Annotated in this window: 33 protein-coding genes; 23 read left to right on the forward strand and 10 right to left on the reverse strand. The window is 67.7% G+C overall.

The annotated features are described in order from the left end of the window. Positions 1 to 192: 192 nt before the first annotated feature. Positions 193 to 612, forward strand: a complete 420-nt coding sequence (locus tag V2S85_RS22735) for a hypothetical protein (RefSeq protein ID WP_330705087.1) — start codon at positions 193 to 195, stop codon at positions 610 to 612. A gap of 278 nt (positions 613 to 890) precedes the next feature. Next, positions 891 to 1,712 carry a sugar phosphate isomerase/epimerase gene (locus V2S85_RS22740; protein WP_330705088.1) on the forward strand — a complete coding sequence of 274 codons (822 nt, stop codon included), beginning with the start codon at positions 891 to 893 and terminating at the stop codon, positions 1,710 to 1,712. A 660-nt stretch (positions 1,713 to 2,372) separates the two neighbouring features. On the opposite strand, the gene V2S85_RS22745 is transcribed toward V2S85_RS22740, so the two are convergent. The 8 genes from V2S85_RS22745 to V2S85_RS22780 form a co-directional block, all read right to left on the reverse strand. Continuing rightward, the gene (locus V2S85_RS22745; RefSeq protein ID WP_330705089.1) at positions 2,373 to 3,950 is read right to left on the reverse strand and encodes a GMC family oxidoreductase; all 1,578 of its coding nucleotides are present in this window, start codon (positions 3,948 to 3,950) and stop codon (positions 2,373 to 2,375) included. A gap of 251 nt (positions 3,951 to 4,201) precedes the next feature. Continuing rightward, positions 4,202 to 4,402 (reverse strand): hypothetical protein, encoded by a 201-nt coding sequence (locus tag V2S85_RS22750; RefSeq protein ID WP_330705090.1) that lies wholly within the window; start codon positions 4,400 to 4,402, stop codon positions 4,202 to 4,204. Between the two features lie 111 nt (positions 4,403 to 4,513). Next, positions 4,514 to 4,963: a DUF1810 domain-containing protein gene (locus V2S85_RS22755; RefSeq protein ID WP_330705091.1), complete on the reverse strand. Its 450-nt coding sequence runs from the start codon at positions 4,961 to 4,963 to the stop codon at positions 4,514 to 4,516. Continuing rightward, positions 4,960 to 5,178 carry a hypothetical protein gene (locus tag V2S85_RS22760; RefSeq protein ID WP_330705092.1) on the reverse strand — a complete coding sequence of 73 codons (219 nt, stop codon included), beginning with the start codon at positions 5,176 to 5,178 and terminating at the stop codon, positions 4,960 to 4,962. The genes V2S85_RS22755 and V2S85_RS22760 overlap by 4 nt, the downstream gene beginning before the upstream one ends. Positions 5,179 to 5,279: 101 nt before the next feature. After that, entirely contained in the window at positions 5,280 to 6,113 is an 834-nt protein-coding gene (gene dapD / locus V2S85_RS22765; RefSeq protein WP_330705093.1) for a 2,3,4,5-tetrahydropyridine-2,6-dicarboxylate N-succinyltransferase, read from the reverse strand. A 199-nt stretch (positions 6,114 to 6,312) separates the two neighbouring features. Continuing rightward, positions 6,313 to 6,978 (reverse strand): guanylate kinase, encoded by a 666-nt coding sequence (gene gmk, locus V2S85_RS22770; RefSeq protein ID WP_330705094.1) that lies wholly within the window; start codon positions 6,976 to 6,978, stop codon positions 6,313 to 6,315. A 70-nt stretch (positions 6,979 to 7,048) separates the two neighbouring features. Next, positions 7,049 to 7,498: a hypothetical protein gene (locus V2S85_RS22775; RefSeq protein WP_330705095.1), complete on the reverse strand. Its 450-nt coding sequence runs from the start codon at positions 7,496 to 7,498 to the stop codon at positions 7,049 to 7,051. Positions 7,499 to 7,526: 28 nt separating this feature from the next. Beyond that, a complete protein-coding gene (locus V2S85_RS22780) occupies positions 7,527 to 8,021 on the reverse strand; it encodes an SspB family protein (RefSeq protein WP_330705096.1) in 495 nt (164 codons plus the stop codon). A 194-nt stretch (positions 8,022 to 8,215) separates the two neighbouring features. Here V2S85_RS22780 and hisB point away from each other — a divergent pair, with 194 nt between their 5' ends. The 19 genes from hisB (at position 8,216) to V2S85_RS22875 (ending at position 20,750) form a co-directional block, all read left to right on the forward strand. Continuing rightward, positions 8,216 to 8,818: an imidazoleglycerol-phosphate dehydratase HisB gene (hisB, locus tag V2S85_RS22785; RefSeq protein ID WP_330705097.1), complete on the forward strand. Its 603-nt coding sequence runs from the start codon at positions 8,216 to 8,218 to the stop codon at positions 8,816 to 8,818. Continuing rightward, positions 8,818 to 9,111: a YciI family protein gene (locus V2S85_RS22790; RefSeq protein ID WP_330705098.1), complete on the forward strand. Its 294-nt coding sequence runs from the start codon at positions 8,818 to 8,820 to the stop codon at positions 9,109 to 9,111. The genes hisB and V2S85_RS22790 overlap by 1 nt, the downstream gene beginning before the upstream one ends. Next, positions 9,108 to 9,734 carry an imidazole glycerol phosphate synthase subunit HisH gene (gene hisH, locus V2S85_RS22795; protein ID WP_330705099.1) on the forward strand — a complete coding sequence of 209 codons (627 nt, stop codon included), beginning with the start codon at positions 9,108 to 9,110 and terminating at the stop codon, positions 9,732 to 9,734. The genes V2S85_RS22790 and hisH overlap by 4 nt, the downstream gene beginning before the upstream one ends. A 136-nt stretch (positions 9,735 to 9,870) precedes the next feature. Continuing rightward, positions 9,871 to 10,602, forward strand: coding sequence for a 1-(5-phosphoribosyl)-5-[(5-phosphoribosylamino)methylideneamino]imidazole-4-carboxamide isomerase (gene hisA, locus V2S85_RS22800; RefSeq protein WP_330705100.1), 732 nt, complete (start codon positions 9,871 to 9,873; stop codon positions 10,600 to 10,602). Then, positions 10,599 to 10,844, forward strand: a complete 246-nt coding sequence (locus V2S85_RS22805; RefSeq protein WP_330705101.1) for a hypothetical protein — start codon at positions 10,599 to 10,601, stop codon at positions 10,842 to 10,844. Before hisA ends, V2S85_RS22805 begins: the two co-directional genes overlap by 4 nt. A gap of 5 nt (positions 10,845 to 10,849) precedes the next feature. After that, on the forward strand, positions 10,850 to 11,611 hold the full coding sequence (gene hisF, locus V2S85_RS22810) for an imidazole glycerol phosphate synthase subunit HisF (protein WP_330705102.1): 762 nt from the start codon (positions 10,850 to 10,852) through the stop codon (positions 11,609 to 11,611). Between the two features lie 146 nt (positions 11,612 to 11,757). Then, entirely contained in the window at positions 11,758 to 11,931 is a 174-nt protein-coding gene (locus V2S85_RS22815) for a PEP-CTERM sorting domain-containing protein (RefSeq protein WP_330705103.1), read from the forward strand. A gap of 43 nt (positions 11,932 to 11,974) precedes the next feature. Then, positions 11,975 to 12,301, forward strand: coding sequence for a phosphoribosyl-ATP diphosphatase (locus V2S85_RS22820; protein WP_330705104.1), 327 nt, complete (start codon positions 11,975 to 11,977; stop codon positions 12,299 to 12,301). Positions 12,302 to 12,327: 26 nt separating this feature from the next. Then, positions 12,328 to 12,705 (forward strand): histidine triad nucleotide-binding protein, encoded by a 378-nt coding sequence (locus V2S85_RS22825; protein ID WP_330705105.1) that lies wholly within the window; start codon positions 12,328 to 12,330, stop codon positions 12,703 to 12,705. A 109-nt stretch (positions 12,706 to 12,814) separates the two neighbouring features. Beyond that, entirely contained in the window at positions 12,815 to 13,939 is a 1,125-nt protein-coding gene (locus V2S85_RS22830) for an acyltransferase (RefSeq protein ID WP_330705106.1), read from the forward strand. Positions 13,940 to 14,063: 124 nt separating this feature from the next. Beyond that, positions 14,064 to 14,549, forward strand: coding sequence for a YbgC/FadM family acyl-CoA thioesterase (locus tag V2S85_RS22835; RefSeq protein ID WP_330705107.1), 486 nt, complete (start codon positions 14,064 to 14,066; stop codon positions 14,547 to 14,549). Continuing rightward, positions 14,546 to 15,253 (forward strand): protein TolQ, encoded by a 708-nt coding sequence (tolQ, locus tag V2S85_RS22840; protein ID WP_330705108.1) that lies wholly within the window; start codon positions 14,546 to 14,548, stop codon positions 15,251 to 15,253. Before V2S85_RS22835 ends, tolQ begins: the two co-directional genes overlap by 4 nt. Continuing rightward, on the forward strand, positions 15,253 to 15,702 hold the full coding sequence (locus V2S85_RS22845) for an ExbD/TolR family protein (protein ID WP_330705109.1): 450 nt from the start codon (positions 15,253 to 15,255) through the stop codon (positions 15,700 to 15,702). Before tolQ ends, V2S85_RS22845 begins: the two co-directional genes overlap by 1 nt. A 24-nt stretch (positions 15,703 to 15,726) precedes the next feature. Beyond that, on the forward strand, positions 15,727 to 16,734 hold the full coding sequence (locus V2S85_RS22850) for a hypothetical protein (protein WP_330705110.1): 1,008 nt from the start codon (positions 15,727 to 15,729) through the stop codon (positions 16,732 to 16,734). Next, on the forward strand, positions 16,731 to 18,104 hold the full coding sequence (gene tolB, locus V2S85_RS22855; RefSeq protein WP_330705111.1) for a Tol-Pal system beta propeller repeat protein TolB: 1,374 nt from the start codon (positions 16,731 to 16,733) through the stop codon (positions 18,102 to 18,104). Before V2S85_RS22850 ends, tolB begins: the two co-directional genes overlap by 4 nt. A 172-nt stretch (positions 18,105 to 18,276) precedes the next feature. Beyond that, a complete protein-coding gene (gene pal / locus V2S85_RS22860; protein ID WP_330705112.1) occupies positions 18,277 to 18,816 on the forward strand; it encodes a peptidoglycan-associated lipoprotein Pal in 540 nt (179 codons plus the stop codon). Between the two features lie 112 nt (positions 18,817 to 18,928). Beyond that, positions 18,929 to 19,465 (forward strand): J domain-containing protein, encoded by a 537-nt coding sequence (locus V2S85_RS22865; RefSeq protein WP_330705113.1) that lies wholly within the window; start codon positions 18,929 to 18,931, stop codon positions 19,463 to 19,465. A gap of 272 nt (positions 19,466 to 19,737) precedes the next feature. Further along, entirely contained in the window at positions 19,738 to 20,250 is a 513-nt protein-coding gene (locus V2S85_RS22870; protein ID WP_330705114.1) for a D-Ala-D-Ala carboxypeptidase family metallohydrolase, read from the forward strand. Then, positions 20,247 to 20,750, forward strand: coding sequence for a hypothetical protein (locus V2S85_RS22875; RefSeq protein ID WP_330705115.1), 504 nt, complete (start codon positions 20,247 to 20,249; stop codon positions 20,748 to 20,750). The genes V2S85_RS22870 and V2S85_RS22875 overlap by 4 nt, the downstream gene beginning before the upstream one ends. Before the next feature lie 117 nt (positions 20,751 to 20,867). Here V2S85_RS22875 and infC read toward each other — a convergent pair whose 3' ends face one another. Next, the gene (gene infC, locus V2S85_RS22880; RefSeq protein ID WP_330705116.1) at positions 20,868 to 21,389 is read right to left on the reverse strand and encodes a translation initiation factor IF-3; all 522 of its coding nucleotides are present in this window, start codon (positions 21,387 to 21,389) and stop codon (positions 20,868 to 20,870) included. Between the two features lie 165 nt (positions 21,390 to 21,554). Beyond that, entirely contained in the window at positions 21,555 to 22,262 is a 708-nt protein-coding gene (gene pdeM, locus V2S85_RS22885) for a ligase-associated DNA damage response endonuclease PdeM (protein WP_330705117.1), read from the reverse strand. A 90-nt stretch (positions 22,263 to 22,352) separates the two neighbouring features. Here pdeM and hemF point away from each other — a divergent pair, with 90 nt between their 5' ends. Both hemF and add read left to right on the forward strand, forming a co-directional pair. Then, entirely contained in the window at positions 22,353 to 23,216 is an 864-nt protein-coding gene (gene hemF / locus V2S85_RS22890) for an oxygen-dependent coproporphyrinogen oxidase (protein WP_330705118.1), read from the forward strand. Between the two features lie 210 nt (positions 23,217 to 23,426). Then, positions 23,427 to 24,542 carry an adenosine deaminase gene (add, locus tag V2S85_RS22895; protein ID WP_330705119.1) on the forward strand — a complete coding sequence of 372 codons (1,116 nt, stop codon included), beginning with the start codon at positions 23,427 to 23,429 and terminating at the stop codon, positions 24,540 to 24,542.

Below are 24,542 nucleotides of genomic sequence, written 5' to 3' on the forward strand. Positions count from 1 at the left end.
GCCGAGCATGCCCGCCATCCGACAGGCCATCATTGACCGAATATCAAGACCTCCGCCAGACCAATGCCCTCATTGCGGTGGGAGCCTATCAGTCACGCATTTCAAACTTCTGCCAAAGTAGTGCTAATCGCTTGCGCGGCGAATTGCATCGGTTTGCGGACAGGCGTAGCTTTGCCGTGAAGGAGATGCGGCATGGGCCCGGGATGGCGATACTGGCTGGTCGCGGCGGCGGCCGTCGCATGGAACGCCTTCGGCTGCCTCGACTTCACCATGACCGCGTCGCGCAATCCCGCCTATCTCGCCCAAGTGCCGCCCGACGTCATCGACTGGCTCGATGCCGCGCCGACATGGACGCTGGTGCCCTGGGCGCTGGGCGTATGGGGCGGCCTGGCGGGGAGCCTGCTGCTGCTCTTGCGCTCGCGGCGGGCGGTGCCTGCCTTCGCGGTGTCGCTGGCGGGCCTGGCGGTCTCGCAGGTCTGGCAGGTCTCGGCCGGGATGCCCGCGAGCATGACCACGCCGCCGATGCTCGCGGTAACGGCGGTGATCTGGGCCGCGGCGCTGGCGCTGCCATGGTTCGCGTGGCAGCAGCGCCGCGAAGGCGTACTGCGCTGAGAGGCCGTTTGAGAAATCGCGGAAGAGCGATTTCCAAGGCGGCACCGGCCCGCTCCCCCACCCGGCCACCCATAGAATACTGCCGTTGGGTGGCCGGGTGGGGGAGCGGGCCGGTGCCGCAATGCGCCGAAAGGCGCATTCTCAAACGGTCTCTGAGAGGCTTGCCTGAAAATCCGCCGCAGGCGGATTTGGCAGTACCGGCTTCGACATCGCAATATCGTTTCCGCCCCGGCCGGGTGCGCTGTATGGCTGCGGCCACGGGATAGGGAATCGCATCCATGCCACATCCGCTGGGACTCGAACTGTTGACGGTGCTCGGGCTCGATCCGGTCGCCCATGTGACGCTGGCGGCGGACCTGGGCTGCAGCGCGGTGTCGATGGGACTGACGCAGCTGCCGGATGCTTTCAATCCGCACGGCTACAGCCCGTGGTCGCTGCGCGAGGATCCGGCGCTGCGGCGCGAACTCAAGGCCGTTCTTGCCGATCGCGGGGTGGCGATCAGCATCGCCGAGGGGCTGGGCGTCTCGCCCACGGCGGATGCATCCGAGCGCGCCGCCGACATGGACATCTTCGCGGACCTTGGCGCGCTGCGCGTCAATGCGGTGGACATGGGCGTGGAGCGCGCCCGCGCCTTCGACCAGCTTGCTGTGCTGGCGGCGCTGGCGGCGGAGCGGGGGATGGAGTTCTCGATCGAGTTCACCCCGATCTTCACCATCCGCTCGCTGGCAGAGGCGCTGGAGGTGGTCGCGCATATCGGCGATCAGGGGCAGGGCGGGGCGACGGTGCTGATCGATTCCATGCACTTCTTCCGCTCGGGCGGGACGGTGCGGCAGGTCGCCGAACTGGACCCAGCGCTGATCGGCCACGTCCAGCTCAGCGACGTCCCGCGCAAGGGCGGCGACGACTACATGGCCGAGGCGATGAGCGGGCGCATGATTCCCGGACAGGGCGAATTGCCCTTGCGCGAATTCGTCGAGGCCCTGCCGCGCGGGCAGGTGCTCGGCCTGGAAGTGCCGCTGATCGCGGCGGCGCGGAGCGGGCGCGAAGCGCGCGACTACGTCGGCGAGATCGTCAAGCGCACGCGCGAATTCCTGGCCTGATGGGGGCGGCAGGCTTGACATTTATATCCAAATAGGTTATATGCCCCAGCATCCGGAGTGACGAGGTACACGTCGCTTTCGGTGTATCGGGTCGGCGTCGTGGGCCGGGATGCGGTTTCAGCCGCGATCGTGCGAACCACGCGCCCAACGAAGACCCGGACCGTCCTCTCGGCTCTGGAAACGTCCTTCGAACCGCTTTGTCCTTATGGACAGACACCGCGAAGGCTATCCCGGATGACCCATGACCGCCAACGACGCGAACCCTAACGTCGGTCATACGGGACGGCTCCGATGGAATGCCAAGGTCGAGCCGGGCTGACCACCGCTACCCGGCCGCTCGTCAGAGCAGGTGGAACACAAGACCCCGCGTCCCTGCTTGGACGCTCCCGACGCCGACCCGATGTTCACTCTCGGTTGCGTTGACTTCCCCCGGCGTTAGGCCCGCACTCGCCAGCGGGCATTGTCGTATGCATCCTCCCCCTGCGGGGGAGGGGGACCACCCGCAGGGTGGTGGAGGGGCACCCTCGTGGACACACGCCCCCTCTGCACGCACCCGGAAAAAGCGCTGTCCTTCCAGCATCCGCGATCTGCCGCGTGCCCCTCCACCATGCTGCGCATGGTCCCTCTCCCCCGCAGGGGGAGGAACGGGCGACCTTCGGCTTACTTTGCCAGCAGCATTTCCGCGCCCTTTTCGGCGATCATCATCGTCGGCGCATTGGTGTTGCCCGAGGTGATCGTCGGCATCACCGAGGCGTCGATCACGCGCAGGCCGTCCAGCCCGATCACCCGCAGCCTTGCATCGACGACAGATCCCATCGCCGCCGTGCCGACCGGGTGGAAGATCGTCGTGCCGATCTCGGCCGCCGCGCGTTGCAGGTCTTCCTCGCTGGCGAAGGCCATGCCGGGGCGCACTTCCTGCGGATGATAGCGGGCCAGCGCGGGCCGGGCGACGATGCCGCGCGTGATGCGGATGGCCTTTGCGGCGACGCGGCGGTCTTCCTCGGCGGAAAGGTAGTTGGGGCGGATCGACGGTGCGGCGGCGGGGTCGGCGGCGGTGATGCGGGTGGTGCCCCGGCTTTCCGGCCGCAGGTTGCAGACGCTGGCGGTGAAGGCCGGGTAGGGATCGAGCGCCCCGCCGAACGCGGCAAGGCTGAGCGGCTGGACGTGGTATTCGAGGTTCGGCGTCGCATAGCGCGCATGGCTGCGGGTGAACACCCCGAGCTGGCTGGGCGCCATCGCCATCGGCCCGGTGCGGCGCAGCGCATATTCGAGGCCGATCAGCGCCTTGCCGAACAGGTTCGCCGCCCGCGCGTTCAGCGTGGCGACGCCCGAGACGCGGTAGGCGCAGCGCAGTTGCAGGTGGTCCTGCAAGTTGGCGCCGACTTCGGGCCGGTCCAGCAGCGGGGCGATGCCAAGGCTCGCCAGCCGTGCCGCCTCGCCCACGCCGCTGCGTTCCAGGATCGCCGGGGAGCCGATCGCGCCCGCCGCCAGCACCACTTCGCCCGCCGTCCGCGCCTCGCGCCGGGTTCCTCCCACCGCATAGGCGACGCCGACCGCGCGGCCGCCTTCGACGATCACCCGGTCCACCACCGCGCCGGTCTCGACCTTGAGGTTGGCGCGGCTGCGCACCGGCTTGAGGAAAGCGTCGGCCGCGCTCCAGCGCCAGCCGCCGCGCTGCGTGACCTGGAAGAAGCCCGCGCCCTCGTTGTCGCCGGTGTTGAAGTCGGTGGAATGGGGGATGCCGTGCTCCTCGCAGGCGTCGCGGAAGGCTTCGAGGATGTCCCAGCGCAGGCGCTGCTTTTCGACCCGGATCTCGCCGCCGCCGCCGTGGAAGGGGCCGGCGCCCTCGTAGTGGTCCTCGGCGCGGGTGAAGTAGGGCAGCACGTCGTCCCAGCCCCAGCCGGGGTTGCCCGCCTGCCGCCAGCCGTCGTAGTCCGCCGCCTGCCCGCGCATGTAGATCATGCCGTTGATCGAGGAACAGCCGCCCAGCACCCGTCCGCGCGGATATTTCAGCGCACGATCGCCGAGCCCGGCCTCCGCCTCGGTCGAGAAGCACCAGTCGGTGCGCGGGTTGCCGATGCAGTAGAGGTAGCCCACCGGCACGCGGATCCAGATGTAGTCGTCCTTGCCGCCGGCCTCCAGCAGCAGCACGCGGTTTCGCGGATCGGCGCTGAGGCGGTTGGCCAGCACGCACCCGGCGCTGCCACCGCCGACGATGACGTAATCGAATTCTCCCATGCGACAGGGCTATGCGGTGCGGGCGGCGCGATCAAGCGCGCGCTTTGGACAGGTGCCGGGCGGCGGGATTGCCCGCTCGGGCGATGCCGGGCGAGGGCGCGGCATTAACGAATTGGCAACCGGTCGGCGCTAATCGCTGTGGGCACAGGAGATGGCGGCTTCGGCCGTCAGATTGACAGGAGCCGCCGCACCCGGCGATCGCCAAAGCGGCGGCTCCTGGCATTTTTCGTCCTGTTTTCCCGCGATCCCGTTCAACTTCCCAGCGCGTGCTGTTCCGCCGTTACCGGTGCATGGTTTGGCTGATCGGACAGGGCCCGGGTGATCCAGACCGTCGACATCGCGAGCACGGCTAGTGCCAGGCTGGTCAACAGGACATAGCGGACGATATGCGGTGTGCTTCCCCCGCGCGCCTCGTCGTCGTCGAGATGAACCTCGTCGCCGGAACGATACATGACTGCTCTCCCGTCGGCCCGACGGCGGCCTTCATGGCCTCTTTGTGGTTCGGGCCGTCTGATGGAACGGCGCCGGGGCGCGAAAAGTTCCCCGTCCGGCGCATTCCCCCGTCAGGCGGCGCGGGTGGCGCCGACCTTGAGCAGGTGCGGCGTGTGCTCGTCGCGCCGTCCCTGGCAGAAGGCGTCGAGGGCATGGGCGAAGCGCTCCGCGCCCGGCCGGCCGAGCGCGGCCAGTTCGAACAGGGTCATCGAACTGCAGAACTTCATCGCATCGACCTGCCCGAGAATGGCGAAGGCGGTGCGCCGGCCGGCCCAGCCGAGCATGAGCTGCGTGGCCTCCGCCAGTCGCGCGCCCAGCACCGGATGCGCGAGATAGGCCTCCGCCTCGGCCAGCCCCTCGATCGCGTAGCGGCGTGCCATCTCGCTCGTGCCCAGTCCGCCGACTTGCGGGAACACGAACCACATCCAGTGCGTGCGCTTCTCGCCGTGCACGAGTTCGGCGCGCACGGCATCGAACACCTCGTCCTGCGCGGCGACGAAGCGGTCCAGATTGGCGCTCACGGCGTCTGGTCGTTGTGCTCGGCGACGGCCTTGTGGGTGTCCGCCGTGCCGCCGGTATCGTCGGGAGAGGTCAGCGCGCCGGTGATCCAGATCGCCGAGAGCGCGATCACCACCAGCGCCAGGCTGATGAGCAGGACGTAGCGCACCACTCCGGGAGTAGCGCCGCTGCGGGCGTCCTGCTTGTCGAGACGGACTTCCTGTCCCCGGGTTTCCATGGCGTGTCGCTCCGATTGCGGGCGGCCTCAGGCTGCACCCTTGCAATCGACAACACGCCGGGACGGACGACGTTCCGCCGCCCGTCCCGCGTCTGCGCGGCTTAGTCGCGCAGGAGTTCGTTGATGCCGGTCTTCGAGCGGGTCTGCGCGTCCACGGTCTTGACGATCACGGCGCAGTAGAGCGACGGGCCGGGGGTGCCGTCCGGCAGCGGCTTGCCGGGCATCGCGCCGGGGACGACCACGGCGTAAGGCGGCACGCGGCCGATGTGGACTTCGCCGGTCGCGCGGTCGACGATCTTGGTCGAGGCGCCGATGAACACGCCCATCGACAGCACCGCGCCTTCGCCCACGATCACGCCTTCGGCCACTTCCGAACGCGCGCCGATGAAGGCGCCATCCTCGATGATGACCGGGCCGGCCTGCAGCGGCTCAAGCACGCCGCCGATGCCGGCGCCGCCCGAGATGTGCACGTTCCTGCCGATCTGCGCGCACGAACCGACGGTCGCCCAGGTGTCGACCATGGTGCCTTCGCCGACGTAGGCACCGAGGTTCACGAAGCTCGGCATGAGGACCACGCCCTTCGAGATGTGGGCGCTGCGGCGCACCACGGCGCCGGGGACCACGCGCACGCCTGCGGCCTTGAAGCGGGCATCATCCCAGCCTGCGAACTTGAGCGGCACCTTGTCGTAGCCCGGCGCGCCGCCGGCGGCGTAGTCGATCACCGCGTTGTCGTTCAGGCGGAACGAGAGCAGGACCGCCTTCTTGAGCCACTGGTTGACGACCCATTCGCCATCGATCTTCTCGGCGACGCGGGCCTGGCCCGAATCGAGCAGTTCCAGCGCTTCGTCGACGATCTTGCGGACATCGGCGCTCGCGGGGGTGACGGTGTCGCGTGCATCGAATGCGGCTTCGATCTGGGCGGCGAGGTCGGACATGGGTGTGGTCTCCGGAAGGGATGAAACTGTCGGCGCGCGGCCTAGAGGGAGTTGGGGCGCGGGGCAAGGCTGTCGTCGGGTGAGGGTGGCGTCTGCGGCGGGGGCTTCGACAAGCTCAGCCTGAGCGGTTTTGAGAGCAGGTCTTTAAATCCCGCTCAGGCTGAGCTTGTCGAAGCCCCCGCGTTACAGCGCCAGCCGCTCAGTCGTCCGGCTGCATCAGTTCGCGCACGAAGCCGATCAGCCCCGTCTGCCGTGCGCGGCGCAGGCGCTCGGCGTGGAGGATCTTCTTCACTTCCTCGAAGCAGCTGGCGATGTCATCGTTGACCACGACATAGTCGTAGCCGTCCCAGTGGCTGATCTCGGACCGGGCGCGTTCCATGCGGCCGTGGATCACTTCGGCGCTGTCGGTGCCGCGACCGGTCAGGCGGCGGCGCAGTTCCTCGATGCTGGGGGGGAGCAGGAACACGCGCACCACGTCGCGCTCCAGCTTTTGATAGAGTTGCTGCGTGCCCTGCCAGTCGATGTCGAACATGTAGTCGACGCCGTCCTTGAGGCCCGCCTTCACTTGCGCCTTGGGGGTGCCGTAGCTCTGGCCGAACACGGTCGCCCACTCCAGGAACTCGCCGGCCTCGGCCATGCGGTCGAACTGTTCGTGGCTGACGAAGTGGTAATGCTCGCCGTCGATCTCGCCGGGGCGGGGCTGGCGGGTGGTGCAGGACACCGAGTTGCGCAGCTGCGGATCGTGCTCCAGCAGCATGCGCGCGATCGTCGTCTTGCCCGCGCCCGAGGGGGAGGACAGGATGAACATCAGGCCGCGGCGGGCGAGCGTGCCGGTGGTGTCGGGAGAGGGGGCTGTCTGGACCATGACCTCCGATGGCGACGATGCGCGTCGGAATCAAGGATTCGTGTTCGTGTGTGCGCGGCGGGGGGGCTTCTCAGTCCTCCGCCGCCCCGTCCTCGGCCATGTCCTGCAACTGCTCCGTCCCTTCGGCCCGCGCCTGCCGGGCGCGGCTGCGGTCGTAGAGGGTCTTTGCCACCAGCGCCCCGCCGACGACCAGCGCGCCGGGAACCGAGGCCAGCGCGACTCGGGCGAGGGCGCCGTGCAGCAGCGTCTCGCCGATGGTGCGGCCGCGCAGGATCGACTTGGCCTTCCGGGGCGAATAGCTGGCGCCGAGCACTCCGCGCTCCACCGCGCGGCGGGCGATGGTGGTCGCGGTGCGCAGGGCGATGTCGGCGATGACCAGGTTGGTGGCGGGGTTCGGGCTCGGCCCGTGAAGTTCGCCGCCGTTGTCGGCCAGGGTCTTGAGACCCTTGGCGGGCGCCGCGACGACGCTGGCCGCCTTCTTGGCCCCGCCTTTCAGATTGTCCTTCAGAACGGTTGCCATCTTCGCCCTCTTTACCGGGCGGGCCCGGTCACTTCTTCTTGCCGAAATCGACAGAGACGACGTTCGAGCCGTCTTCGCTGGGAGTAATGCGCGAGGCGATATCGCGTTCCGCATCGTTCTCCGCCGGAGCGGGTTCCTCGGCCTCGTCATCGATCATGGCCTGGAACTGCAGGCCGAAATCCACCGCCGGATCGACGAAGGCGGTGATCGCCGAGAAGGGAATGTCCAGCTTGGCGGGCATGCCGTTGAACGAGAGGCTCACCGTGAAACCGGTGTCGGTGACGCCCAGATCCCAGAACTTGTTCTGGAGCACGATCGTCATCTCGTCCGGAAACCGGGCGCGCAAGTCGGCGGGAATGCTGACCCCGGGGGCACCGGTCTTGAAGGTGATGTAGAAGTGGTGGCCGCCCGGAAGGACGCCGCCGGAGCTTTCGACCTGGCCGAGCACGCGGCCAACGACGGCGCGCAGGGCCTCCTGCACGATTTCGTCGTAAGGGATCAGGCTGTCTGTGGTATCGTTCATCGCGCCCTACGTGCTCATGGTTCCTTGGCCGGTCAAGCGGGTTTGGACGGAAAATAGCATGGCAGGCCGGGTTTTCCCTAACTCGCACCACGCGCGACCGAATATTGCCTGTGAAACGCGCAGGCGGCATTGTTGTGCCCCAAGGCAGCGCCACGGAATTGATTCCGCAGCGTACAAGTATATAGGCACCGGCCATGCGCACCGCCTCGATCATCCGCAAGACCCATGAGACCGACATTGCCGTGGAGGTGAACCTCGACGGCACCGGCGCCTATGACGTGAAGACCGGCATCGGCTTCCTCGACCATATGATCGAGCAGTTCAGCCGCCACTCGCTGATCGACATCACGTGCCACATCAAGGGCGACCTCCACGTCGACCAGCACCACACCACCGAGGACAGCGCCATCGCCATCGGCCAGGCCATCACCAAGGCGCTGGGCGACAAGGCGGGCATCGGGCGCTACGGCGACGTTAATTCCCCCATGGACGAGGCGCTGAGCCGCGTGTCGCTCGACATCTCGGGCCGCCCCTACCTGGTGTGGAAGGCCGCCTTCACGCAGGAGAAGCTGGGCGAGTTCGACACCGAGATGGTCGAGCACTGGTTCCATTCGATCGCGCAGGCGGTGGGCATTACGCTCCACATCGAACTGCTGTACGGTTCGAACAACCACCACATCTGCGAAGGCATCTTCAAGGGCTTCGCCCGCGCCATGCGCAGCGCGGTGGAACTCGATCCGCGCAAGGGCGGGGCAATCCCCTCGACCAAGGGCATTCTCGGACAGGACACGCTTTGATGGCCAGCTTCATCGTCTCGCTCACTTATACCGCGCCGATCGAACGGATCGACGAACTGCTCGATGCGCACGTCGCCTGGCTGCGGCAGCAGCATGCGGCAGGGCACCTGCTGGGCTGGGGCCGCAAGGTTCCGCGCGAGGGCGGCATCCTGCTGGCCAGGGGCGAGAGCAAGGCGGCGGTCGAGGCTCTGGCCTCGCAGGATCCCTTCGTGGCGAACGGCGCGGCCACCATCGAGGTGATCGAGTGGGCGCACGGCTTCCTCGACGACAGCATCGCGGGCCTCGCTGGATGACCACGCTGGCGCTGATCGACTACGGCGCGGGCAACCTGCACTCGGTCGCCAACGCGCTGCGCGCGGCAGGGGCCGAGGACGTGGCGATCACCGCCAACCCCGACGTCGTGCGCGCGGCCGACCGCATCGTCCTGCCGGGCGTCGGCTCGTTCCGCGCCTGTGCCGAGGGCTTGTGGGGCATTCACGGCATGGTCGAGGCGATGGCCGAGCGGGTCCACGTCGGCGGGGCGCCGTTCCTCGGCATCTGCGTGGGCATGCAACTGCTCGCCACGCGCGGGCTGGAGCATGGCGTGACGCGTGGGCTCGACTGGATCGAGGGCGAAGTCCGCCTGATCGAGCGCACCGACCCCGGGATCAAGATCCCGCACATGGGCTGGAACGACGTGAACCTGGGCCGCAAGGATCCGGCGCAGGGCCTGATCGATCCGGGCGAGGCGTACTTCCTGCACTCCTACCACTTCCAGCCCGACGACGGCGCATGCGTGGCGGCGATGACCGACCATGGCGGCGGCCTTGTCGCGGCGGTGGCCAAGGACAATGTCGTGGGCGTGCAGTTCCACCCGGAAAAGAGCCAGGGTTACGGGCTTTCGCTGCTGGCGCGGTTCCTGGAATGGAAGCCATAGCGCCTTGCTGCGGGGGCTTCGACAAGCTCAGCCTGAGCGATGGTTCGGGCTGGTGCTTCAAGAAACCCGCGATTTACACTAATCCCGCTCAGGCTGAGCTTGTCGAAGCCCGCACGCAACCTTCAGGAAAGCCGCAATGATCGTCTTCCCCGCCATCGACCTCAAGCAAGGGCAGGTCGTGCGCCTCGCCGAAGGCGACATGGACCGCGCCACCGTCTATGGCGACAACCCCGCCGCGCAGGCGATGCTGTTCGCCGAGGCCGGATCGCAGTACCTCCACGTCGTCGATCTCGACGGCTCCTTCGCGGGCCGCGCCGAGAACCGCGAGGCGGTGGAAGCCATCCTCGAGGTGTTCCCCGGCCACGTCCAGCTCGGCGGCGGCATCCGCACGCCCGAGGCCGTCGCGGGCTGGTTCGAGCTTGGCGTCAGCCGCGTGGTCATGGGCACCGCCGCGCTCAAGGACCCGCAGTTCGTCAAGGACATGGCGAAAGAGTTCCCCGGCGGCATCGTCGTCGCCGTGGACGCGCGCGACGGCATGGTCGCGACCGAGGGCTGGGCCGAAGTTTCCGACGTCTCGATCGTCGACATGGCCCGCCGCTTCGAGGACGCGGGCGTGGCTTCGCTGCTGTTCACCGACATCGGCCGCGACGGCCTGCTCAAGGGCGTCAACATCGACGCCACTGTCGATCTCGCCCGCCGCACCGACCTGCCGGTGATCGCATCGGGCGGCGTCAAGGGCCTCGACGACATCCGCCTGCTGGCGCTGCATGCCAAGGACGGGATCGAGGGCGTCATCACCGGCCGCGCGCTCTACGACGGCCGCCTCGACCTTGCCGCCGCGATCCAGTTCGCGGAACGCGAGGGATGAACGACAACCGCCTCGTCGCGGTGCTGGCGCTCGTGATCTTCGTGCCGGCGGCGCTGTTCGCCTTCCGGGACTGGCGCGAGGGCAAGGCGCGGCTCATGCTGTTCAGCCGCGCCCGCTCCAAGGTGGAGACGTCCCGCGCGGCCGATCCGCGCAAGTTCGCGCTCTATACCCTGTTCAACGTCGCGCTGTGCGCAGTGGTGGCGGTGTTCGCCGTGCTGCTGTTCTTCAAGCCCGTGGAGTGACCTGAATGACCGTGCGTGTCCGCGTCATCCCCTGCCTCGACGTCCGTGACGGGCGAGTGGTCAAGGGTGTCAACTTCGTCGACCTCAAGGACGCCGGAGACCCCGTCGAACAGGCCCGTGCCTACGATGCCGCCGGCGCGGACGAGCTGTGCTTCCTCGACATTTCCGCCAGCCACGAAGGGCGCGGCACCCTGCTCGACGTGGTCCAGCGCACCGCCGAAGTCTGCTTCATGCCGCTGACCGTCGGCGGCGGCGTGCGCACGGCGGAGGACGCCCGGGCGCTGCTGCTGGCGGGCGCGGACAAGGTGGCGGTGAACTCCGCGGCGGTCTCGCGCCCCGAAGTGGTGGCCGATATCGCCGAGAAGTTCGGCTCGCAATGCATCGTCGCCTCGGTGGACGCCCGGCAGGTTTCGCCCGGCAGGTGGGAGATCTTCACCCATGGCGGCCGCAAGGCCACCGGCATCGACGCGCTGGAACATGCGATCAAGCTGGCCGACTACGGCGCCGGCGAACTGCTCGTCACCTCGATGGACGGCGACGGCACCCAGAACGGCTACGACCTCGCGCTCACCCGTATGATCGCGGAAGCCGTTTCGGTCCCGGTCGTGGCCAGCGGCGGCGTCGGCAATCTGGGTCATCTCGTCGCGGGCGTCACCGAGGGCAAGGCCTCGGCGGTGCTGGCCGCCTCGATCTTCCATTTCGGCAAGCATACCGTGGCCGAGGCGCACGCGGCCCTGCGCGCGGCGGGAATCCCGGCGCGCGGGTGACTGCACGCGAAGGTTAACGCTTCGTGGTTAGCCGAATGCGACTAACGGAGTGAACCACATCGGGACAATCCCGGATCGGCGCTTGCTGCAGCGCACCCTGTAGTCGATGGCGAATGCGGCCACTCGGATCAACAGGAGGATTCGCCGTGCCGGTGTTCAAGTATCTTTCGGCGTTCGCCGCGGTCTTTGCCGCGCCGGTTCCCGCCTATGCCGCCGGGGGCATTCCGCTCCCCGAACCGAGCAGCATGCTCTTGCTGGGCCTTGGCGTCGTCGGCGTCGCGGTGGGCCGCAAGCTGTCGTCCAAGCGCGGCGAGGACTGAAGAGGCGCTTGACCGCGCCCTGCGGGCATTCCATGGCCGCATCATGAGCAGCCCGGACACCCTCTCGCGTCTCGAAGCCACGATCGCCCGGCGGCGTTCGGCCGATCCCGATTCCAGCTACGTCGCCAAGCTCAACGCCAGGGGCCTGGGCAAGATCGCGCAGAAGCTGGGCGAGGAAGCCACCGAAACGGTGATCGCCGCCCTGACCGAGGACCATGAGGCCCTCGTCGGCGAGGCGGCGGACCTGATCTTTCATCTCATGGTGCTGCTGGGCGCGAAGGACGTGGCCCTGGCCGAGGTACTCGCCGAACTCGATCGCCGCGAAGGCGTCTCGGGCATCGCCGAGAAGGCCGCACGCCCCGGCAACTGACGGCTCAAAGACTGACGGAGAGCGAAATGCCCATCGATCCCAAGCTGCCGTATGACGAGAACAACATCTTCGCGAAGATCCTGCGCGGCGAACTGCCGTGCGCGAAAGTCTACGAGGACGAGTTCGCGCTGGCCTTCAACGACATCCGCCCGCAGGCGCCGGTGCATGTGCTGGTGATCCCGAAGGGGCCCTATGTGTCGTGGGACGACTTCACCGCCGGGGCCGACGACGCGACGATCGCGGGGTTCATGCGCGCGGTGGGCACCGTCACCCGCCAGCTGGAGCTGGACGGGCCGGGGTATCGGCTGATGGTGAACATGGGCACCAACGGCCACCAGGAAGTGCCGCATCTGCACGTCCACATCTTCGGCGGGCGCCAGTTCTTCCAGATGATCGCGGACTGAAGGGCCTTTCCCGGACGGCCGGTCCGGGATGACGATTCTTTCAATCCATTCCGGCGGCGATTTTCGCCTCGGCTGCCGCGTCCCGGTGTAGCCTGCTGCCGGGGGTATCATGGCGCGCCATCAATTCCTGGACAGCTTGCGCGGGGTGGCCATACTGGGTGTCGTCATGACGCATGTCGGACAGTCGGTGAACGATGCGCCGGCGATGCTGACGGACTTCTTTCGCTTCGGCCTGCGGGGCGTGCAGTTGTTCTTCATGGTCAGCGCCTTGACGCTCTCCCTGGTCACGAAGCCGGCCACGCTCGACCTGCCCAGCTTCTACGTGCGGCGTTTCTTCCGGATCGCGCCGATGTTCTATCTGGCTGCGATGTTCTACCTGCTCTCGCCGTCGCTGCTGGGCGTCGATTTCGTCGCGCCGCCCGTCACCGGGTTCGACATGGCCTTCGCCTTCCTGTTCGTGCACGGGTTCGATCCGCACGGCATGAACAGCGTGGTGCCCGGGGGGTGGAGCATCGCCTCGGAAGTGATGTTCTACGCGATCTTCCCGCTGCTGCTGTACCACGCCGCAAGCCTGCGGCGGGCGTCGCTCCTGCTGTGCGTGTCGCTTGGCGTGGCGGTGATCAATGGCGCCTTGCCGATCATCCTGAAGATACACGATCCGATGTGGAAGGACTTCTTCCATTTCAACTTCCTGACCAGCCTGCCGGCATTCCTGATCGGGCTCGTACTGTTCACCTGGTTTCGCGAGAATGGCATCGCGCGCCCGGCGGGGGCGGGCAGGCACGTCCTGCCGGGTGTCGTCGTCGCCTCGGCGGTCCTCGTCGGCTGCCTGGGCGATCGCATCCCGGCGACGCAACTGCTGATGCTGTTTCCGCTTGGCGGGCTGGTCTTCGTGGCGGCGCGCTATGAGCCGCGGTGGCTGGTCAATCCCGTGCTGGGCTTCATCGGAGAGATCAGCTTCAGCATCTATCTGGTCCATTTCGCGGTGCTGCATGCACTGGGCGATATGCAAGCGCTTGCCCTGCCCGGATGGCAGCGCCTGCTGCTGCTTTACGGAGCCACCATCGCCGCCTCGTCGCTGGTGGCCTGGGTCTGCCGCGTCGTGGTGGAGCAGCCGATGGTGAGGGTCGGCTATCGCGTAAGCACTTGGCTGCAGCGGCCGCCTGCCGCGATGCGGAGCGGATTGGGTGCGGAGCCGGTTGCCGAAACCGACCTGAGGGGCGACCATGTCTGACCGCCGCCGCGCGGAGTGAAGGCCTTGCGGATATCGCTCGCTGGCGGGCAACGCGCCGTGATGAGGGGGAAAAGCGGCCAGCGGGCTTGAAGTCGTGCCGCCTGCCGTTACACAACCGCCCGGCATGACGGACGCACCATCCATACCTCTTGCGCCCGCCACGGGCGTGATCGACGGCAAGGTCCACCGCTACCCCTTGCGCGTGTTCTACGAGGACACCGACGCGGGCGGGGTGGTCTATCACGCCAATTACCTGCGCTGGTTCGAGCGCGCCCGCTCCGACCTGCTCGACGTGCTGGGCATCGACCAGCGCGCCGCGCTGGAGGCGGGCACCGGCCTCTACACCGTGGCCGAGGCGAACTTGCGCTATCTCTCCCCGGCGCGGCTGGGCGACACCATCATCGTCGAGACCTGGGCCGAAAGCACCGGCCGCGTCGCCAGCGTGCTGCGACAGGTCGCATTGCGCGGTGAGGTCAGGCTGTGCGAGGCGGCCGTAAAGGTCGCGTTCATCAGCCCTGAAGGACGACCGCGCCGACAGCCCGAAGCCTGGCAACAGGCCTTCGCCACACTTGAACCCATCGCCGCTCCGGCCCCGGAAGGACCAGAATGACGCTCGACCTGCTTGCCTCGACCATCAGCTTCGCCGGTGACGACAGCCACCTGAACCCGGTGAAACTGTTCCTCGACGCCGACATCATCGTGCAGGCAATCATGGTGGGCCTGATCCTCGCCAGCATCTGGGTGTGGATGATCGTCGTCACCTTCACCGTGCGCATGGGCGCCATCACCCGCCGCTGCGACGAGTACGAGGAAGGCTTCTGGGAAGCCCAGAACTTCGACACCTACCAGAAGGAGCGCAAGCGCGGCGACGTGCCGATGGGCAAGGTCGCGGGCGCGGGCCTTGGCGAATTCAAGCGCAACGTCGGTGCCGGCATCGACGCCGAGGGCGCCCGCCAGCGCATCGCCACGATCCTGAATTCCTCGGTGGGCGAGGAGGCGGACAAGCTTTCCGACCGCCTGAACTTCCTGGCGACCGTCGGTTCGGTGGCGCCCTTCGTCGGCCTGTTCGGCACGGTGTGGGGCATCATGAAGAGCTTCTTCGACATCGGCCAGCAGCAGAATTCCTCGCTCGCGGTCGTCGCGCCGGGTATTTCGGAGGCGCTGTTCGCCACCGCCATCGGCCTGTTCGCGGCGATCCCCGCGGTCATCGCCTACAACCGCTTCTCGCATAAGGTGAACGGCTTCGAGGCCCGCCTGCAGCGCTTCGCCGATCACCTCCACGCCGCGCTGACCCGTCAGCTGGAGCAGCGCTGATGGCGATGGGAATGTCGGGCGGAGGCGGCCGAGGCCGCAGGCGAGGGCGCGGCGGTCGCGGGCCGATGGCCGAGATCAACGTCACCCCGCTGGTCGACGTGATGCTGGTGCTGCTCATCATCTTCATGGTCACCGCGCCGTTGCTGAAGGCGGCGGTGCCGATCGAGCTGCCCGAAAGCCGCGCCAAGGCGATGAGCGAGGAGCAGGGCCAGATCACCATCACCCTGCGCCGCGACGGCGCGGTGTTCTACGAGGCGGACGAACTGGCCTCGGGCGAACTGGCCGAGCGGCTGGCCGCCACCCCGACCGGCCCCGACGGCAAGCCGCCGCTGGTCACGCTGCGCGCCGACAAGGCGCTCGACTATGGCCGGGTGATGGAAGTGATGGGCGAACTCAACCGCGCGGGCTTCACCTCGATCTCGCTGGTGACCGATGTCAGCGGCGGTTAAGGCAGGGGAGCTAGGGTCCGCCTGATGGCCATTCTGGGAGTGCGCAAGGAAGAACGGGTCGGTCTGGTCGTCGCGGTGCTGCTGCACGTGGCGGTCCTGGCGGCGATCCTGTTCAGCCCGCGAGGCAACAATACCGTCAAGCCGCCCGAGCGCATCGAGGTGACGATCAGCGACGAGGTCGGCCTGACCTCGACCGCGCCCAACCCCGGCGAGGCCAGCCCGGACAAGAGCCCGGAACTGGGCGAGCCCGCGCCTGCACCCGCTCCGGCGGAAGCGGCGCCCGAACCGGCCCCGGCGCCCGAGCCTGAACCCGAACCGGCCCCCGCGCCCGAACCGCCCAAGCCGGCACCCCAGCCAAAGCCCAAACCGAAACCCGCTCCGAAGCCGGTGCCCAAGCCCATTCCGCCCAAGCCGGTGGAGAAGCCTGCGCCGAAGCCCCAGCCGAAGCCGAAACCGGCTCCTCCCAAGCCTGCGCCCAAGCCGCCGACACGCCAGTCCAGCGCGATCGACTCCATCGTCAAGAAGCCGTCGCCGAAACCTGCCGCGAAGCCCGCTCCCGCAGGCAAGGCGCCGAGCACCAGCGCGGGTTCGAGCAATTCGGCTACCCCGCCGAAGAAGGCCGGGACCAGTTCCTTCGACGACGCCTTCAAGAGCGGCACGCCCGGCGCTACGTCCAGCGCGCCCAAGCAGACCGGCACGCCCGCGTCCGAGATCGGCCCCTCGGCCCGTTCGGCGCTGGGTGCGGCGATCAACCGGCAGCTCAAGCCGCACTGGCAGGCGCCGCAGGGTGCCGACGTGGAACTGCTCGTCACCAAGGTGCGCTTCCGCCTCAACCGCGACGGCAGCCTGGCGGGCGCGCCCGAGGTGATCGGCACCAGCGGCGTCAACGCCTCCAACCGCGCGCAAGTGGAGCGTCATCAGGAACAGGCCGTGCGCGCGGTAAGGCTTGCAGCACCATTCAACTTGCCCGACGATCTCTACGAGGGCTGGAAGGTCGTCACGACCACGTTTGACAGAAGGCTATCGCAATGAAGATAACCCGCATTCTAGCACTGGGATTGATGCTTGGCGTATCGGGTACGGCCTTCGCCCAGCAGGCCCCGGTCATCACGCCGCCGGCACCGCAGGACGGCGGCCTCGAAGTCACGGTGTCGGACGACAGCGCGTGGAATGATCTCGGCATCGCCATCACCACCTTCGCCACCGACCAGGACGTGCCGACCCAGACCAACGCGGGCACCACCGGCCAGCTCGGCCGGGCACTGGCGCAAGTCGTGGCGGGCGATCTCAAGAACAACGGCCTGTTCAAGCCCTCGGGCCCGGACGGCTTGCCGCAGCCCGCCTATGGCCAGATCCAGGCGCCCGACTACGCGCCCTGGACCTCGCGCGGGGCCGACATGCTGGTGCAGGGCTTCGTGCGCGCCGGGGGTGACGGCAGCCTGACGATCGGCTGCTACCTCTACGACGTGCAGCTCAAGCAGCAGCTGGTGAAGGGCGGCTGGCAGGTTCCGCCGTCAGACTGGCGCCGCGCCGCGCACAAGTGCGCCGACATGGTCTATTCGCGCCTGTCCGGCGAAAGCCCGTTCTTCGATTCGAAGATCGCCTACATCGCCGAGACCGGTCCCAAGGACCACCGCATGAAGCGTCTTGCGATCATGGATTCGGACGGCGCCAACCACCGCTTCCTGACCAGCGGCCAGTCGATGGCGCTGACCCCGCGCTATTCGCCGGACTACAAGAAGATCATGTACCTGTCCTATCTGAACGGACAGCCCAGCATCTACTCGTATGACCTCGCCACCGATCGCCAGACGCTGATCGCCCGCACCGGCGCGCCCACGCTGGCGCCGCGCTGGTCACCGGACGGCAAGTGGGTGCTCTATTCGATGGCAAAGGGCGGCACGACCGACATCTACCGCATCTCGTCGGCGGGGGGCGGCACCCCGCAGCGCCTGACCAACGGCCCGGGCATCAACATCGGCGGGTCGTACTCGCCGGACGGTTCGAAGATCGTGTTCGAAAGCGACCGTTCCGGCAGCCAGCAGATCTACGTGATGAACGCGGACGGTTCGAACCAGAACCGCATCAGCTTCTTCGGCGGCCGCGCGGCGACGCCGGAATGGAGCCCGCGCGGCGACCAGATCGCCTTCACGCATATTGCGGGTAACCTGCGCATTGCGGTCATGACGCCCAGCGGCGGCGGTATGCGCCACCTCACCAATTCGTGGCAGGACGAGGCGCCGACGTGGTCGCCGAACGGGCGCATCGTGCAGTTCTTCCGCACCGAGCAGCGCAGCGGCCTCGCCTCGATCTGGCAGGTCGACCTGACGGGGCGCAACGAACGCAAGCTGCCGACCCCGGTGGGCGCTTCGGACCCGGCCTGGGGCCCGATCCGGCCCTGACGGCGGCCTGAGGCAACGCCGATGCGGCCCCGGAGCGATCCGGGGACGCATCGAGTGCGTTCAGGTTGCGCCACGTTCATCTTGACTGTGTAGAAAATTGCACGGAACCATCACGCCATGCCGCCCATTCTTCCGGCCAGTTCTGTTGGGCGAGCGACATAGGAGATTGCCGATGCCTGTTTCCCTCTCATCCGCGCGCATTACCCGCGTCGGCGCCACCGCGCTGGTCGTCGCCGGTGCGCTCGCCATCTCCGCCTGCGGCAAGAAGGCTCCGGCGCAGCTGCCGCCCGATCCGGGCCCGGCCACCTCGACCACGCAGCCGACCGATTCCTACGGCGCCGCGCAGCCCGGCAGCCAGGCCGACTTCGTCGCCAAGATGATGGGCGCGGACACCATCTACTTCCAGCTCGACAAGTCGGACATCGATCCGCAGAGTCAGGCGGCGCTCGCCAAGCAGGCGCAGTGGCTGCAGCAGTATCCGAACAAGCGCGCCACGATCGAGGGCCACTGCGACGAGCGCGGCACCCGCGAATACAACATCGCGCTGGGTGAGCGCCGCGCCAATGCCGCCAAGAACTACCTGGCGAGCCTGGGCGTCGATACCTCGCGCGTGACCACGGTGTCCTACGGCAAGGAGCGCCCGATCGCGCTCGGTTCCGACGAGGCGTCGTGGGCGCAGAACCGCCGCGCGGTGACCGTCACCATCGACTGATGCATGGCCGGCGCGCGCGGGCCGCGCGCGCCGGTCGTCTTTTTCGTGCGCGACTCTTTTTAAGCATGACCGGGGTTGCATCGGCGCCGATTCGCAGCGTATCGCCGATCTGATGAGCCGCGTACGCCGATCCGCAGACTGGGGTTTTCCGCGCTGGCGCGGCTACGGCAGCTCGCGCGAGGCGGCGCAGGTGCGCCTGTGCGATCGCCACGGCTGCAACGATCCGGGCGATTGCCCCGCTCCCAAGAGCCCCAACAGCCGCGACCGCTGGATGTTCTGCCAGAAGCACGCCGCCGAATACAATTCCGGCTGGGACTACTTCGCCGGCCTGGACGCCGAGGAAGCCGCGGCCCGCGAGGCGAGCGAGCAGGCCGAGACGTCCGGCTACAAGGAATCGGCGCATTACGGCTGGGGTGGTTCGGGCGACGGCACCCGCAGCCGCGACGAACTGCGCGCGCTCGAAGCGCTCGGCCTCGATCCCGATGCGGACTTCGACGCGGTACGCAAGGCGTGGCGCACCAGGGCCAAGGAAGTCCATCCCGACGTGCGCCCCAACGATGGCGAGGCGGCCAAGGCCTTCCAGACCTACCAGCTCGCCTACGAAGTCCTGCGCGCGGCGGAGGAACGCCGCGAGTGGAAGGGCAACTGAGGGATTGCATGCCGGGGATGAAGCCGCTCCGGCGAAGTCTTCACGGCGAATGTCATGCCCGCGCACTTGCTTCATCCGCAAAGCTTGCTAGTCCGGAACAAACGGCAGTCGTTCGGCTGCCGATCCCGGGCTCGCGCTTTTTGATTGAACTTGTGGCTCTCGCCGGCCTTCCGGCGGGGCGTCCGTGCGGGCAGCGATAACAGAACACACCCGCAAATCCTTCGGACGACGTCCACGGCTGAAAGGCCACGCTTGAAAGGATTGCCGCCGCGATGAACTACGATGCGCAGAGCCTGGCCGCCGTGATCGAGCAGAGGCGCGACATCATGCTGACGCCGCATTTCCGGCTCTCCGAACTCCTGCGCACCCATCACGGCGCCGATAACTGGCCCGCGCATCCGGACGAGATCCTCGCCTTGCGTTATCTGTGCGAGTGGGTGCTGGAACGCGTGCGCGCGCAGTTCGGGCGGCCGGTGCGGATAATCGCCGGTTTCCGCTCGCCGGCGGTGAATGCACTCGCCGGCGGGGCGACCGGATCGCAGCACCTGAAAGGCGAGGCCGCCGAGTTCGCGGTGCCCGGCGTATCGAACGCGGAGGTCGCGCGGTGGATCCGGGACAACCTGGTGTTCGATCAACTGGTGCTGGAATACCCCGCTGCGGGCGACACCGCCTCCGGCCGGGTGTCGTGCTCGATCGTGCGGCAGGGCAATCGCCGCGCGGTGATGACCTCGCGCAGGAGCGCCAAGACCGGGCGGGTCACCTACACGGGCGGGCTGGACGCGTGAAGCGGGCCATCCTGGGGCTGACGGCGCAGGCGCTGTTGCTCGCAGGGTGCTCCCCCGCCGAGACCCGGACCACACCCGAATGCCATCTCGGCGATTTCCTGGGTGACTGGGTGAGCGCGCGCCGGGGCGACGAGGGGGTGTCGATCGGCGCCAAGGCGGTCACGGTGGTGGCCGGGCGCGCGCGGACGCGGGTGAGCTACGTCGCCAACCGCGATTTCGGGCCGGTGACGCGGCAGGTGCTGCGTCAGGAGTTCGGCAACCTGACGGGGCTGGGCGTGCTGCCGGTGAAGCAGACGCAGCTTGGCGAAATGCGCTGCGCGATCCACCTGATCCGCCCGCACGGCGCCGCCGCGCTGGTGCAGGAGCCGGGCCGGGGGCTGATCCTGCTGGAGGAGACCGACGGCGCCGATCCTCCGGCGACGATGCGGCTGCGGCGGGGCAGGCCACGGCCCGACCTGCAGCCTGGGGCCATGCCCGAAATGCTGCCGGCGCCAACCTGAACGGTCCAGCCCTCGTGATTGGGAGCGTGATGGACGCTCTCGTGCCAAACGGCCAAACGCCAAAGGGCGCGGCCATCGGCCGCGCCCCTCGTTTGCGTCAGACCTGACGACCATCGCTTACTTCGGCGAGAGCACCATCAGCATCTGGCGGCCTTCCATGCGCGGATAGGCTTCGATCTTGGCGATCTCTTCCACGTCCTGCTGCACGCGGCGGAGCAGATCCATGCCCAGCTGCTGGTGCGAAAGCTCACGGCCACGGAAGCGCAGCGTCACCTTGACCTTGTCGCCGTCCTCGATGAAGCGCACGACATTGCGCATCTTCGTATCGTAGTCATGGTCGTCGATGTTCGGACGCATCTTGATCTCCTTGATCTCCTGCGTCTTCTGCGTCTTGCGTGCGGCGTTTGCCTTCTTCTGTGCCTCGTAACGGTACTTGCCGACGTCAAGGAACTTGCACACCGGCGGATCGGCGTTCGGGGAGACTTCGACGAGGTCGAGACCGACCTCGGCTGCCTGCTCGATCGCCTGGCGCGTGTACATGACGCCCAGGTTCTCGCCCTCATGGTCGATGACGCGGACCTTGTCGGACTGGATCATGTTATTGAAGCGCGGTCCACTCTTGACCGGTGGCGTCATCATGCGCCGGGGTGGGGGTGCTATATGCGTTCTCCTGAGTCGTTACTATCGACGTAGCTAGATTCGGCGGTCATTAATGCGATTCGCCCTCCCGCGCAAAGCGGGATTTCGCGGTGATGCATAAGGAGCCCCGAGCCGTCTTACCGGCAAGGTCCGCGATATAGGTGCTCAGGCGGCTTTCCGCCAGAGGGGATAGCGAACGAGCTGTCCGCGCGCGGGCACCAGCGCCTCGATCGCCTCGGCCGGCTGGAGCGCCGAGAGGATCGCCGGATCGCCCGCGTTCATACCCCCGGTCAGGGCGCCGAATGCGGGCAGGATCAGCCGGTTCTCGCTGCGCACCGCGCAGGGCCGGGTGATCCGCCGGCCGCGTGCCTCCACCATCAGCCGCGGGTGGAAGTGGCCGGAAACCTCGGCCTCGCGCGTGCCGGGCACGGCTTGGTGGCGCAGGGCCATGCCGCCGACCGCCAGTTCCTCCAGCCGGGTGCCGCCCGCTTCGACGCCCAGATGCGGATCGTGGTTGCCGGTGATCCACACCCAGTCGAGCGCGCGGGTGAGCGCATCCAGCATTCCGGCCGCGTGCGGCTCCAGCCGGTCCGGACCGGCGCTGTCGTGGAAATTGTCTCCCAGTGCGAAGACCCGCCGCGCGCCGGTGGCCCGCACCGCCATGGCGAGCCGTTCCAGCGTCTCGCGGCTGTCGTAGGGGGGCAGCATCTGCCCGGTGCGGGCGAAGAAGCTGGCCTTCTCCAGGTGCAGGTCGGCGACCAGCAGCGCCTGCTCGCACGGCCAGTAGAGCGCGCTCGCACCCCCTTTCGATCCGGGGGCGCCATCGGCGCCGACCAGCACCATCTCCTGGTCGTGGAACGAAAAGGGAACCATGGCTTTCCCTTGCCGCAGCTCGTCCGATTTGGCAAGCGCCGCACGGTGCGAAGGGTGCCAGAACGGCCGGACCCCTGCGATGAGGACACGATGACCGACTGGACCCCCTACACCGCGCGCGCCAGCGACTGGTTCCAAACCCTGCGCGACCGCATCTGCGCCGAGTTCGAGGCGATCGAACGCGAGGCGGGCTCCGATGCGGCATTCGGCTATACCCCCTGGCGGCGCGACGCGGTCGAGGGAGAGGGCGCGGAAACCGGCGGCGGCACGCGCGGGCTGATGAAGGGCCGGGTGTTCGAGAAAGTCGGCGTCAACGTCTCGGCTGTCTCCGGCGGGCTGGCGAAGGACTTCGCGGGCACGATCAACGGGGCCTCGGCCGAAAACAACCAGTTCACGGCCACCGGCATCAGCCTCGTCGCGCACATGGCGAACCCGCATGTTCCGGCGGTTCACATGAACACGCGCTTCCTGACGACGACGAAGGCGTGGTTCGGTGGCGGCGCCGACCTCAACCCGCCATTGCCCTATGACGAGGACACGGCCGAGTTCCATGCTGAATTCAAGGCCGCCTGCGACGCCCACGGCGCGGATTACTACGACCGCTTCAGGGCCTGGGCGGACGAGTATTTCTACATTCCCCACCGCAAGGTCCATCGCGGCGTCGGCGGCATCTTCTACGACCACCTCGAATGCGGCGACGAGGCCGCGTGGGAGGCGAACTTCGCCTTCACGCAGGCGGTGGGCGAGGCGTTCCTGGCGGTATTCCCCCGGCTGGTACGCCGCCGCATGGGGATGGACTTCACCCTCGCCGACAAGGCGCAGCAGCTGGAATGGCGCGGGCGCTATGCCGAGTTCAACCTTGTCTACGACCGGGGCACGCTGTTCGGGCTCAAGACCGGCGGCAACATCGACGCGATCCTGATGAGCCTGCCGCCTGAGGCGACGTGGAGCTGAGAAGGTCTGTCCGGACGGGGCTTCGACAAGCTCAGCCTGAGCGGAATTGGAAAGACGGCGGTTTACTCCAACCCCGCTCACCCTGAGCTTGTCGAAGGGCGCGCGCACCACGCCCCGTTTTCTGCAACGCCGCGCCCGGTTTTCTCGGTTGGACAAGCCCGGCGCCCGCCCCGATGATCGCCCGCGTTAACTCAGGGGTGGGCCATCAACATGCATCTGGATCGACGTTCCCTCATCGGCGGCGCGCTGTGCGCTGCCGCCATGCCGCTGCTGCCGATGCGCGCTTTCGCCGCGCCGGATGACATGGCCACCTTCATCGCCGCCATGCCCAAGGCCGAGTACCACGTGCACCTCGAAGGCACGCTGGAAGCGGAGATGAAGTTCGCCCTCGCCAGGCGCAACGGCGTGAAGCTGCCTTATGCCGACGTCGCGGCGATGAAACGCAGCTACGTGTTCCACGACCTGCCCACGTTCCTGAAGGTCTACTACGAGGGCATGAACGTGCTGCTGACAGAGCAGGACTTCTACGATCTGTGCTACGCCTATCTCGCCAAGGCCCATTCGCAGAACGTGCTCTATGCCGAGATGTTCTTCGACCCCCAGCAGCACATCGACCGGGGCGTGCCGATCGCGGCGGTGATCGGCGGCATCACCCGCGCCCGCGCCGATGCCGAGGCGAAGCTGGGCATCGGCTCACAGCTGATCCTGTGCTTCATGCGCGACCTGACGGCGGACAACGCGATGGCCGCGCTCGACGCGGCGCTGCCCTACAAGGACAAGCTGGTCGGCGTCGGCCTCGATTCGGACGAGAAGGACAACCCGCCCGCCAAGTTCGCCGCCCACTTCGCCAAGGCCCGCGCGGCCGGGCTGAAGGTGACGGCGCATTGCGACGTCAACCAGAAGGATACGCTGGAACACTTGCGCGAGGCGCTGGTCGACATCGCCGTCGATCGCATCGACCACGGCGGCAACATCCTGCAGTCGCCCGAACTGATCGCCATCGCCAAGGCGAAGGACATGGCCTTCACCGTCTGCCCCTCGTTCTCGGGCAAGGTCGTGGTGGACGGGCAGCCGGTGGAGGTGGTGCGCGGGATGCTGGATCAGGGACTGAAGGTCTCGATCAACTCGGACGACCCGGCCTACATGGGCAGCAATTACATCACCCAGGCCATGATCGAGGCGCAGACGCGCTCATCGCTGACGAAGGCGGAACTGGTGCGGATTTCGCGCAATGCCTTCGACACGGCGTGGATCACGCCCGAGCGCAAGGCGAACTATCAGGCGAAGCTGGCGGCCTTCGCGAAGGCGCGCGGGGTGGCGGTGTGA

The organism is Novosphingobium resinovorum (assembly GCF_036352595.1).
GTDB lineage: Bacteria > Pseudomonadota > Alphaproteobacteria > Sphingomonadales > Sphingomonadaceae > Novosphingobium > Novosphingobium resinovorum_B.

Coding starts and splice junctions, on each gene's coding strand:
- V2S85_RS22735 (WP_330705087.1), top strand. CDS start 193: ATGGGCCCGGGATGGCGATACTGGCTGGTCGCGGCGGCGGCCGTCGCA.
- V2S85_RS22740 (WP_330705088.1), top strand. CDS start 891: ATGCCACATCCGCTGGGACTCGAACTGTTGACGGTGCTCGGGCTCGAT.
- V2S85_RS22745 (WP_330705089.1), bottom strand. CDS start 3,950: ATGGGAGAATTCGATTACGTCATCGTCGGCGGTGGCAGCGCCGGGTGC.
- V2S85_RS22750 (WP_330705090.1), bottom strand. CDS start 4,402: ATGTATCGTTCCGGCGACGAGGTTCATCTCGACGACGACGAGGCGCGC.
- V2S85_RS22760 (WP_330705092.1), bottom strand. CDS start 5,178: ATGGAAACCCGGGGACAGGAAGTCCGTCTCGACAAGCAGGACGCCCGC.
- dapD (WP_330705093.1), bottom strand. CDS start 6,113: ATGTCCGACCTCGCCGCCCAGATCGAAGCCGCATTCGATGCACGCGAC.
- gmk (WP_330705094.1), bottom strand. CDS start 6,978: ATGGTCCAGACAGCCCCCTCTCCCGACACCACCGGCACGCTCGCCCGC.
- V2S85_RS22775 (WP_330705095.1), bottom strand. CDS start 7,498: ATGGCAACCGTTCTGAAGGACAATCTGAAAGGCGGGGCCAAGAAGGCG.
- V2S85_RS22780 (WP_330705096.1), bottom strand. CDS start 8,021: ATGAACGATACCACAGACAGCCTGATCCCTTACGACGAAATCGTGCAG.
- hisB (WP_330705097.1), top strand. CDS start 8,216: ATGCGCACCGCCTCGATCATCCGCAAGACCCATGAGACCGACATTGCC.
- V2S85_RS22790 (WP_330705098.1), top strand. CDS start 8,818: ATGGCCAGCTTCATCGTCTCGCTCACTTATACCGCGCCGATCGAACGG.
- hisH (WP_330705099.1), top strand. CDS start 9,108: ATGACCACGCTGGCGCTGATCGACTACGGCGCGGGCAACCTGCACTCG.
- hisA (WP_330705100.1), top strand. CDS start 9,871: ATGATCGTCTTCCCCGCCATCGACCTCAAGCAAGGGCAGGTCGTGCGC.
- V2S85_RS22805 (WP_330705101.1), top strand. CDS start 10,599: ATGAACGACAACCGCCTCGTCGCGGTGCTGGCGCTCGTGATCTTCGTG.
- hisF (WP_330705102.1), top strand. CDS start 10,850: ATGACCGTGCGTGTCCGCGTCATCCCCTGCCTCGACGTCCGTGACGGG.
- V2S85_RS22820 (WP_330705104.1), top strand. CDS start 11,975: ATGAGCAGCCCGGACACCCTCTCGCGTCTCGAAGCCACGATCGCCCGG.
- V2S85_RS22825 (WP_330705105.1), top strand. CDS start 12,328: ATGCCCATCGATCCCAAGCTGCCGTATGACGAGAACAACATCTTCGCG.
- V2S85_RS22830 (WP_330705106.1), top strand. CDS start 12,815: ATGGCGCGCCATCAATTCCTGGACAGCTTGCGCGGGGTGGCCATACTG.
- V2S85_RS22835 (WP_330705107.1), top strand. CDS start 14,064: ATGACGGACGCACCATCCATACCTCTTGCGCCCGCCACGGGCGTGATC.
- tolQ (WP_330705108.1), top strand. CDS start 14,546: ATGACGCTCGACCTGCTTGCCTCGACCATCAGCTTCGCCGGTGACGAC.
- V2S85_RS22845 (WP_330705109.1), top strand. CDS start 15,253: ATGGCGATGGGAATGTCGGGCGGAGGCGGCCGAGGCCGCAGGCGAGGG.
- V2S85_RS22850 (WP_330705110.1), top strand. CDS start 15,727: ATGGCCATTCTGGGAGTGCGCAAGGAAGAACGGGTCGGTCTGGTCGTC.
- tolB (WP_330705111.1), top strand. CDS start 16,731: ATGAAGATAACCCGCATTCTAGCACTGGGATTGATGCTTGGCGTATCG.
- pal (WP_330705112.1), top strand. CDS start 18,277: ATGCCTGTTTCCCTCTCATCCGCGCGCATTACCCGCGTCGGCGCCACC.
- V2S85_RS22865 (WP_330705113.1), top strand. CDS start 18,929: ATGAGCCGCGTACGCCGATCCGCAGACTGGGGTTTTCCGCGCTGGCGC.
- V2S85_RS22870 (WP_330705114.1), top strand. CDS start 19,738: ATGAACTACGATGCGCAGAGCCTGGCCGCCGTGATCGAGCAGAGGCGC.
- infC (WP_330705116.1), bottom strand. CDS start 21,389: ATGATGACGCCACCGGTCAAGAGTGGACCGCGCTTCAATAACATGATC.
- pdeM (WP_330705117.1), bottom strand. CDS start 22,262: ATGGTTCCCTTTTCGTTCCACGACCAGGAGATGGTGCTGGTCGGCGCC.
- hemF (WP_330705118.1), top strand. CDS start 22,353: ATGACCGACTGGACCCCCTACACCGCGCGCGCCAGCGACTGGTTCCAA.
- add (WP_330705119.1), top strand. CDS start 23,427: ATGCATCTGGATCGACGTTCCCTCATCGGCGGCGCGCTGTGCGCTGCC.